The organism is Tissierella sp. (genome assembly GCF_052089545.1).
Classification (GTDB): Bacteria; Bacillota; Clostridia; order Tissierellales; family Tissierellaceae; genus Tissierella_A.
Map to the genome: position 1 here is coordinate 1 of NZ_JBQDAA010000104.1, position 7,840 is coordinate 7,840.

Annotated in this window: 6 protein-coding genes and 1 other annotated feature; of the genes, 4 read left to right on the top strand and 2 right to left on the bottom strand. The window is 27.6% G+C overall.

Annotated elements, in window-relative coordinates; translation table 11 throughout:
- Nucleotides 1-245: hypothetical protein (locus ACTHW2_RS08260; protein ID WP_442263471.1), on the bottom strand; the 245-nt coding region annotated here is incomplete at its 3' end.
- Between the two features lie 127 nt (nt 246-372).
- Here ACTHW2_RS08260 and trpS point away from each other — a divergent pair.
- From trpS to ACTHW2_RS08275, 3 genes are all read left to right on the top strand, one after another.
- On the top strand, nt 373-1,365 hold the full coding sequence (trpS, locus tag ACTHW2_RS08265; RefSeq protein ID WP_442263472.1) for a tryptophan--tRNA ligase: 993 nt from the start codon (nt 373-375) through the stop codon (nt 1,363-1,365).
- A 254-nt stretch (nt 1,366-1,619) separates the two neighbouring features.
- A complete protein-coding gene (locus ACTHW2_RS08270; protein ID WP_442263473.1) occupies nt 1,620-2,168 on the top strand; it encodes a DUF3793 family protein in 549 nt (182 codons plus the stop codon).
- A 308-nt stretch (nt 2,169-2,476) separates the two neighbouring features.
- On the top strand, nt 2,477-5,659 hold the full coding sequence (locus ACTHW2_RS08275; RefSeq protein WP_442263474.1) for a DEAD/DEAH box helicase: 3,183 nt from the start codon (nt 2,477-2,479) through the stop codon (nt 5,657-5,659).
- 57 nt (nt 5,660-5,716) lie between these two features.
- On the opposite strand, the gene ACTHW2_RS08280 is transcribed toward ACTHW2_RS08275, so the two are convergent.
- Nucleotides 5,717-6,733, bottom strand: a complete 1,017-nt coding sequence (locus tag ACTHW2_RS08280) for an ABC transporter substrate-binding protein (RefSeq protein ID WP_442263475.1) — start codon at nt 6,731-6,733, stop codon at nt 5,717-5,719.
- 104 nt (nt 6,734-6,837) lie between these two features.
- On the opposite strand from ACTHW2_RS08280, the gene pgsA reads away from it, so the two are divergent.
- Nucleotides 6,838-7,377 (top strand): CDP-diacylglycerol--glycerol-3-phosphate 3-phosphatidyltransferase, encoded by a 540-nt coding sequence (gene pgsA, locus ACTHW2_RS08285; protein WP_442263476.1) that lies wholly within the window; start codon nt 6,838-6,840, stop codon nt 7,375-7,377.
- Nucleotides 7,378-7,417: 40 nt separating this feature from the next.
- Nucleotides 7,418-7,634 (top strand) — a binding site (T-box leader).
- Nucleotides 7,635-7,840 lie beyond the last annotated feature (206 nt).

The following is a 7,840-nucleotide window of genomic DNA, read 5'->3' on the forward strand; positions in this document are numbered from 1 at the left end:
TTTAATATATCATAAATCATAGCATCAGTTGAAAAAAGATTGATAGCTACTCTTAAAGTTAAAACAAATATAGCTATAAATGTTCCTAAATATATTTCTTTCAAATCATCATATAGTAAAAGTATTAAGTTTAAGGCTAAAACTCCTATTGAAAACCTAAACTCTCCTTGAAAAGGATAAAAATATAACTCTCCAAGCAGGCCAACACTAAGTATTGCTATTGTATACTTTTTAATTTTAGACATATATCTACCTCCTTGTAGAAATTATATCATATTAATTTTAAAAGTGGTTAATATTGAACAAATCCTTGTGATGGTGTATCATATAGAAAAGATATATTGACTTTATTTATAAATGAGGAGAGATTATATGGATAAAAAGATAGTATTTAGTGGAGTACAACCTTCAGGGGCTTTAACTATTGGTAATTATATAGGTGCTATAAAAAGATGGGCTACATTACAAGATGAGTATAATTGTTACTATTGTGTAGTAGATCAACATGCAATCACTGTACCACAAAAAGCTAAAGATCTAAGAAAGAATACACTTGATATATTGGCTTTGCTTATGGCATGTGGAATAGATCACGAAAAATCTACTTTATTTATACAGTCTCATGTGCCAGAACATTCTGAGCTTGCCTGGGTATTAAACACTATAACATATATGGGTCAACTTAATAGAATGACTCAGTTTAAAGATAAATCAAAGAGATCGGAAGAGAACTTAAATTCTGCTTTATTTACTTATCCTGTACTTATGGCTGCAGATATACTTTTATATAAAACAAATCTAGTGCCAGTAGGAGAAGATCAAAAACAACATCTAGAACTTGCAAGAGATTTAGCTGAAAGATTTAATAATAGATACAGTGATACATTTATGGTACCGGAACCTTTAATAGGAGAATTTGGGGCTAGAATTATGAGCCTTCAAGATCCTAATTCAAAGATGAGCAAGTCAGATAGTGATGAAAATGGATATATTTTACTACTTGATGATAAAAATACTATAAGAAGAAAAATAAAAAGAGCTGTTACAGATTCTATAGGTGAAGTATCATATAATGATGATCAGCCTGGTATTAAAAATTTATTAAATATATATTCAAGTTTTTCAGGCGAGACAATAGAGACTATAGTAGAAAAGTATGAAGGTAGAGGATATGGTGACTTTAAAAAAGATTTAGAAGAGATTGTAGTAGATGGATTAAGTCCTATACAAGAAAAATTTAATGCTTTAAGGAGTGACAAAGCTTACTTAGAAGAAATCTATAGAAAAGGTTCTGAGAAAGCTTCTGATGAAGCTAGAAAGATGCTTAGAAAAGTGTATAAAAAGGTAGGTTTTATACCTAGATAAACAAATGTATAAATTTTTCATCAAGTAAAGAAGCTCCTTATAGTAGAATATTCTACTATAAGGAGCTTTTTTATTGTAGCAAATCATGAAATACAAAGGTGACTTTTAAATTTTATAACTTAGCTTTATTTTATAAAAAATTTACCAAAGACTAACTTAATTTAGTGCACAAAGTTAAATAATATTAAATAAAATGGTTAATCTAATGATACTAACAACCAATCTAATATTATTTTATAACTGGAGGAATTAAAATGCATGAACTAACTATAGTTAGACATTGTTCTCCAACTTTAGCTGGAATTAAAACGGGTAATCTTTTTAGCTATTCTTTTGATTGTATAAAAAAATTGGAAACACAAACAAAAAAATTAAATGTAATATTAAATCCTAAAGGTGTCTATATAAGAATATTAAGAAACAAATCTAATAGAGTTTTAGTATATGTATATAGACCTAAGAAACTAGTAAGTGATTTTTTAAATAAAGATATAAGAAACTTTTTATATGGGTATGGATATACTGATTTTGACGCAAATAATTGCATAGATAAACTATCTAAGAAATTATATGAAAATGAGGTATTTCCTCATGAAATTGGATTGTTTTTAGAATATCCACTCAATGATGTAAAAGGATTTATTGAAAATAATGGACAAAACTATAAATATGCTGGTATTTGGAAAGTTTATAGTGATGAATCCAAGGCTAAAGAAATCTTTAAAAGATATAAATTATGCACAAAAACATATTGTGAAAGATTAGCAGAAGGATTATCTGTAGAGCAACTTATATTACCTTGAATATATTAAACTTACAAAAAAGATATTAAATTAACATTGTACAATAGAATTTTTTTCTGGGTAAAGTCCCTAAATTTAATTATAAAAGTTAGATTTAGGAACTTTTTATCCTGATATAAGGTGTAAAATGTAATAAAATTAAATAAATATGTCAAGATATAAATACAATTCATATACTTAACTAATATATATAAGTGGATATATCAACTTGGATTTTTAAAGAAACATTATTTATAGTATAATGGAAAGGTGAGACATGAAAATAAAAGCTTTTATTGGGTGGTGAAGGTGTGCATAATATTTCTCAAATGGATATAATGGATAGAACTAGTATGGCTACAACTTACTTCAAAGGCGATGATTATTATAAACAGAAAAAAGTAAAAAATGTTAGAACTACTTTTAATTATAATTATTTTGTAGCGGATGTATATGGAAATAAAACTTACAAAACAGAGGTAAGATTTAATATTGATGGCTATATAAAAGATTCAAAATGCAATTGTAAGGCTTATAAGGAATATGATGGAGATTGTAAACATATTGTTGCTTTATTAATTTACATAAAAAACTTTCAAAAAGAAGAGGAAAAAACGCAAGGAAATATAAAAAATATTCTCCAATTTTATGAAGAGATTGAAGAAAATAAAGAAGAAATAAATCTTGAGATAAACTATGAATGGAATGAATATAGTTCAAATATAAATCTTAGAATAGGTATGGATAGACTTTATGTAGTAAGGAAAATAAGTGACTTTATCTCACAAGTTAGCAATGATGAAATAATAGAATTTGGGAAAAAATTTACTTATAATCCTCAATATCATTCTTTTAATGATAAAGATTTAGAGTTAATAAATTTTCTAACTATATTATATGAAAATTATGATATGAATAGGGTAAGTTACTATAAAAGAGGATATGAAAGTACATTTAGCGGGAAAAATATTATATTAAGTTCAAAAACACTTGAGAAATTTCTTGATTTAATGATAGGTAGAAGCTTCAACATTGACATAAATGGCCATAAACTTACTGATATTGAAGTAGTAGAAGGAAAAATAGATTTAAAATTTAAAATAGAAGAAGAAGGTAAAGATTTATTAGTAAGTTTAGTAGAAGAAGAATTACTTCTTCCACTTAATGATGATTGTAGATATATTTTATATAAAGATACCGTGTATAAACTTCCCGTATATCAATCAAAAATTTTGAGTCCAATAATAAATGAAATAAAAGATAAGGATATAAAATCTATTAGAGTAGAAGAATCTTTAAAGGAGGTTTTTGTATCTGAAATTCTTTTAAATATAAAAAAACATACAGATCTTACAATAGATGAAAAGGTTAAGGATTCGATTTATAATGAAGAACTTGAAAGCATTATCTACTTTGATAGAAAGGGAGAGCTAATTCACGGGAAAGTAGAATTTAACTATGGTAACATAAAAATAAATCCATTTTCTTCAATGAAAAAACAAGAAAATGATAAAGAGCAAATTCTTTTAAGAGATATGGAAAAAGAAAGAAATATTTTAGCCTTACTTGAAAAAGGAGATTTCAAAGTCGAAGATGGAGGCTTTTATTTAGAAGATGAGGAAGAAATATTTGACTTTATAAACGATGTTATACCTAAACTTCAAAACTACTCTGAGATTTACTATACAGATGGATTTAAAGATATACAGCTAATAGAAGAAGATAGCTTTTCAGGAGCAGTTAAGATAGATAAAGATATAGATATGTTAGAATTTGACTTTAACATAGAAGGTATAGATATATTAGAACTAGGGGATGTGTTTAGTTCCTTAAAAGAGAAGAAAAAATATTATAAACTTAAAAGTGGAGCCTTTTTATCTTTGGAAAACAAAGAATTAAATAATGTATTTGAAATGATGGATTATTTAGATGTTGATATAGAAGAGTTTAACTATGGCAAACTAGAACTTCCAAAGTATAGGACTATGTACTTAGATAAATTTTTAGAAGATAGAGATATAAAATTTATAAAGAAAAATACTGACTTTAAAAAGCTTGTAATGGATATAAAAGAACCAGATGATATAGAATATAAATTGCCTAAAAGTTTAAATGCAGAATTAAGAGATTATCAAAAATTTGGGTTTAAGTGGATCAAATCACTTTCTAATTATGGATTTGGAGGTATATTAGCAGATGAGATGGGACTTGGTAAAACAGTCCAAATGATAGCTTTTTTATTGTCTGACAAAGAGGAAAAAGGACATGGAGTTAATTTAATTGTAGTTCCCACATCGCTCGTATATAACTGGGAGGATGAGATAAATAGATTTGCTCCAGATTTAAGTACAATTATAATAGGAGGGACTAAATCCCATAGGACTGATCTTATTAAGATTTGTGAGCAATATGATGTTGTAGTTACATCTTATCCACTTATTAGAAAAGATGTTGACGACTATAAAGATATAGATTTTAGATGTGTAGTATTAGATGAAGCTCAACATATAAAAAACAAAGGATCTTTGAGTGCAAAATCTGTTAAAAAGATCAAAGCTAAAAATTACTTTGCATTGACTGGTACACCCATGGAAAACTCTCTTGCGGAACTATGGTCAATATTTGATTTTTTAATGCCTGGATATCTTTTAACTAGTAAGAAATTTACAGAGAAATTTGAAAGGCCAATTGCAAAAGAAAATGATAATAAAAAACTAAAAGAATTAAATAATCATATAAAACCCTTTATACTTAGAAGACTTAAAAAAGAAGTATTAAAGGAATTACCAGATAAAATTGAGCAAAAGATATCTGTTGATATGACTATTGAACAAAAAAGAATGTATCTGACTTATTTGCAAGCTATAAAAGGGAATTTAGGTGAAGAGATAAGTCAAAAAGGGTATAATAAAAGTCATATAAAAATTCTTGCAGGTCTTACTAGACTGCGACAATTAAGTTGCGATCCAAGTGTGTTTCTAGAAGATTATAATGGTGGTAGTGGAAAATTAAATTTCTTAGAGGAGATAGTATCTGAGGCAATTTCTAGTGGACATAGAATCTTAATATTTTCTCAGTTTACAACCATGCTTAGTGAAATAAGGAAAAGATTAGAAAAAATAGATATAGATATGATGTATTTAGATGGTCAAACTCCAATGAAAAAAAGAGGAAAACTTGTAAAAGATTTTAATAAAGGACAATCAGATGTATTTTTAATATCTCTAAAAGCTGGGGGGACAGGATTAAATCTTACTTCGGCTGATATGGTAATACATTTTGATCCATGGTGGAATCCAGCAGTAGAAGATCAAGCCACAGATAGGGCTCATAGAATAGGTCAGGAAAATAAAGTTCAAGTAATTAAATTAATTACAAAAGGAACAATAGAAGAAAAGATTTTTAAACTACAAGAAAAGAAAAAAGAAATGATAGATAAAGTAATAAAAGAAGGAGAGACTCTAATATCTAAACTAAGTGAAGAAGAGATAATGTCACTATTTGATATTTAAAATTTTAAAAGTAGAAGACAATAAAAAACTTTGATTCCTAGGAATCAAAGTTTTTTATTAATTATCCATAGCTTTTTCTGCAAAGTTAGTTGTAACAATATCTTCGTAATTAGGTCTCTTGTTTAATTCTCCAGCCAATTCCATTATATCCATCATGTGATCTAATCCTTCTTCTGTAATAATTAAATCTGGAGTCCAGCTATTTTGGTCTCTATATCTATCTATTAAAGTTACCAATACATCATCATCAGTATCTGGGAATTGAGGTTTTACGGCCTTGGCAATTTCTTCAGAACTGTTTTCCTGAACCCAAACCATTCCCTTATATATAGCGTTTGTAAACTTTTGTATGGTTTCAGGATCATTTTCTATCCTTTCTTTTGTTGCAGAATAAGCTGTGAAAGGTATATAACCGCCTTCTTCACCAATAGAAGCTACTACATGAGCTTTACCTTCTTTTTCTAAAGCGGCTGCAACTGGCTCAAATAATGTAACGTAATCTCCTTCGCCTGAAAGAAAAGCACCAGCCATTGCATCAAATTGTATATCAGTTCTTACATTAACGTCTTTTTCAAGATCTAATCCTTTAGATTTTAAAACATATTCTAGAGTCATTTCAGGCATTCCGCCTTTTCTTCCACCAATTATAGTTTTACCTTTTACTTTGTCAAAAGTAAAATCATCATTTTTTTCTCTGCCAACTAAAAAAGAACCATCTCTTTGTGTAAGTTGTGCAAAGTTAACTGCATAGTCATCTCTATCTTGATTGTATACATATACAGATGCTTCTGGTCCCATAAAGCCAATATCAGCCTCATCACTCAATAGGGCAGCCATAACCTTATCAGCACCACCTGCATTTACAAGTTCAATTTCAAGTCCTTCTTCTTCAAAAAAACCTTGTGTTATAGCTACATATTGTGGGGTATAAAATAAAGAGTGGGTGACCTCCATAAGTGTGACCTCTTGTAGTTCTATTTCCTCATTTTGATTATTTGTACAAGCTAAAAGAGTAAGAGAAACTACTAACAATAAACTTAGTAAAATTAAATATTTTTTAGCATTTTGTAACATGTAATCACTCCTTAATATATTATAGTAGAGAATCTGTTTTCTATATGATATATTATTCCTTAAGACAATAAAGGTGATTATAATTTTGAGAGGGGAGGATTTGTATGAATATACCTAATTTACTGACTATATTTAGAATATTTTTAGTTCCCATTTACCTTTTTATCTTTTTTTCAAACTTAGATAATAGATTTTTATTATCGGGATTAGTATTTATATTGGCTGGGATAAGTGATGTTTTAGACGGGAAGATTGCTAGAAAATATAATCTTATAACAGATCTTGGAATAGTATTAGATCCAATAGCTGATAAGATGATGATATTTGCTGTTCTTATAAGTTATACTATAGAAGGATTAATTCCATATTGGATTTTACTTATAATAGGTATAAAAGAAATAGCTATGATATTAGGTGGAGGAATTTTATATCTTTTTAAAGGTAAACAAGTTGTTCCTTCAAATATATATGGGAAAATAGCCACAGTTTTATTTTACGCTGCAACCTTATCTGTGATATTTAATATATCGAATAAACTATCCCAAATACTTTTTATAGTTACTGTAATTTTAAATGTTTTTGCTTTTATAAACTATCTTAAAATATATATAAGTATGAGAAATAATAAAGAAGAGATTAATTGACAAAGCTATTTATTATCTATATAATTAAATGAATAAATTAAAATTAACTATGAAAAAGAGGAGTAAACATTTAACTTTTTTAGAGATAAAATCCTTGGCTGAAAGATTTTTAAAGCAATAAATGTTGAAGGTAGCTTTTGAGTTTCCAGACTGAAAAATTTATTAAGTCTAGAGGGTTATAACCTTATAATAAGTAAAGAGTCAGGAAGAGTCCTGAAATTAAGGTGGTACCGCGAAAATTACCCTTCGTCCTTATTGCAATCGCAATAAGGACGAAGGGTTTTTATATTTTTATATAAAGGAATACTAAGGAGGAATAAAAGATGTTAGAAAACTTGGATAAAACTTATGATCCAAAAAGCTTTGAAGATAAACTATATAAATATTGGAATGAAAATGGATATTTTAAAGCAAATGTAAATGAAAATAAAGAGTCGTTTACTATAATTATGACGCCACCAAA

Excerpts from the sequence above, each read along its gene's own strand:
- trpS (WP_442263472.1), top strand. The coding sequence starts at position 373 with ATGGATAAAAAGATAGTATTTAGTGGAGTACAACCTTCAGGGGCTTTA.
- ACTHW2_RS08270 (WP_442263473.1), top strand. The coding sequence starts at position 1,620 with ATGCATGAACTAACTATAGTTAGACATTGTTCTCCAACTTTAGCTGGA.
- ACTHW2_RS08275 (WP_442263474.1), top strand. The coding sequence starts at position 2,477 with ATGGATATAATGGATAGAACTAGTATGGCTACAACTTACTTCAAAGGC.
- ACTHW2_RS08280 (WP_442263475.1), bottom strand. The coding sequence starts at position 6,733 with ATGTTACAAAATGCTAAAAAATATTTAATTTTACTAAGTTTATTGTTA.
- pgsA (WP_442263476.1), top strand. The coding sequence starts at position 6,838 with ATGAATATACCTAATTTACTGACTATATTTAGAATATTTTTAGTTCCC.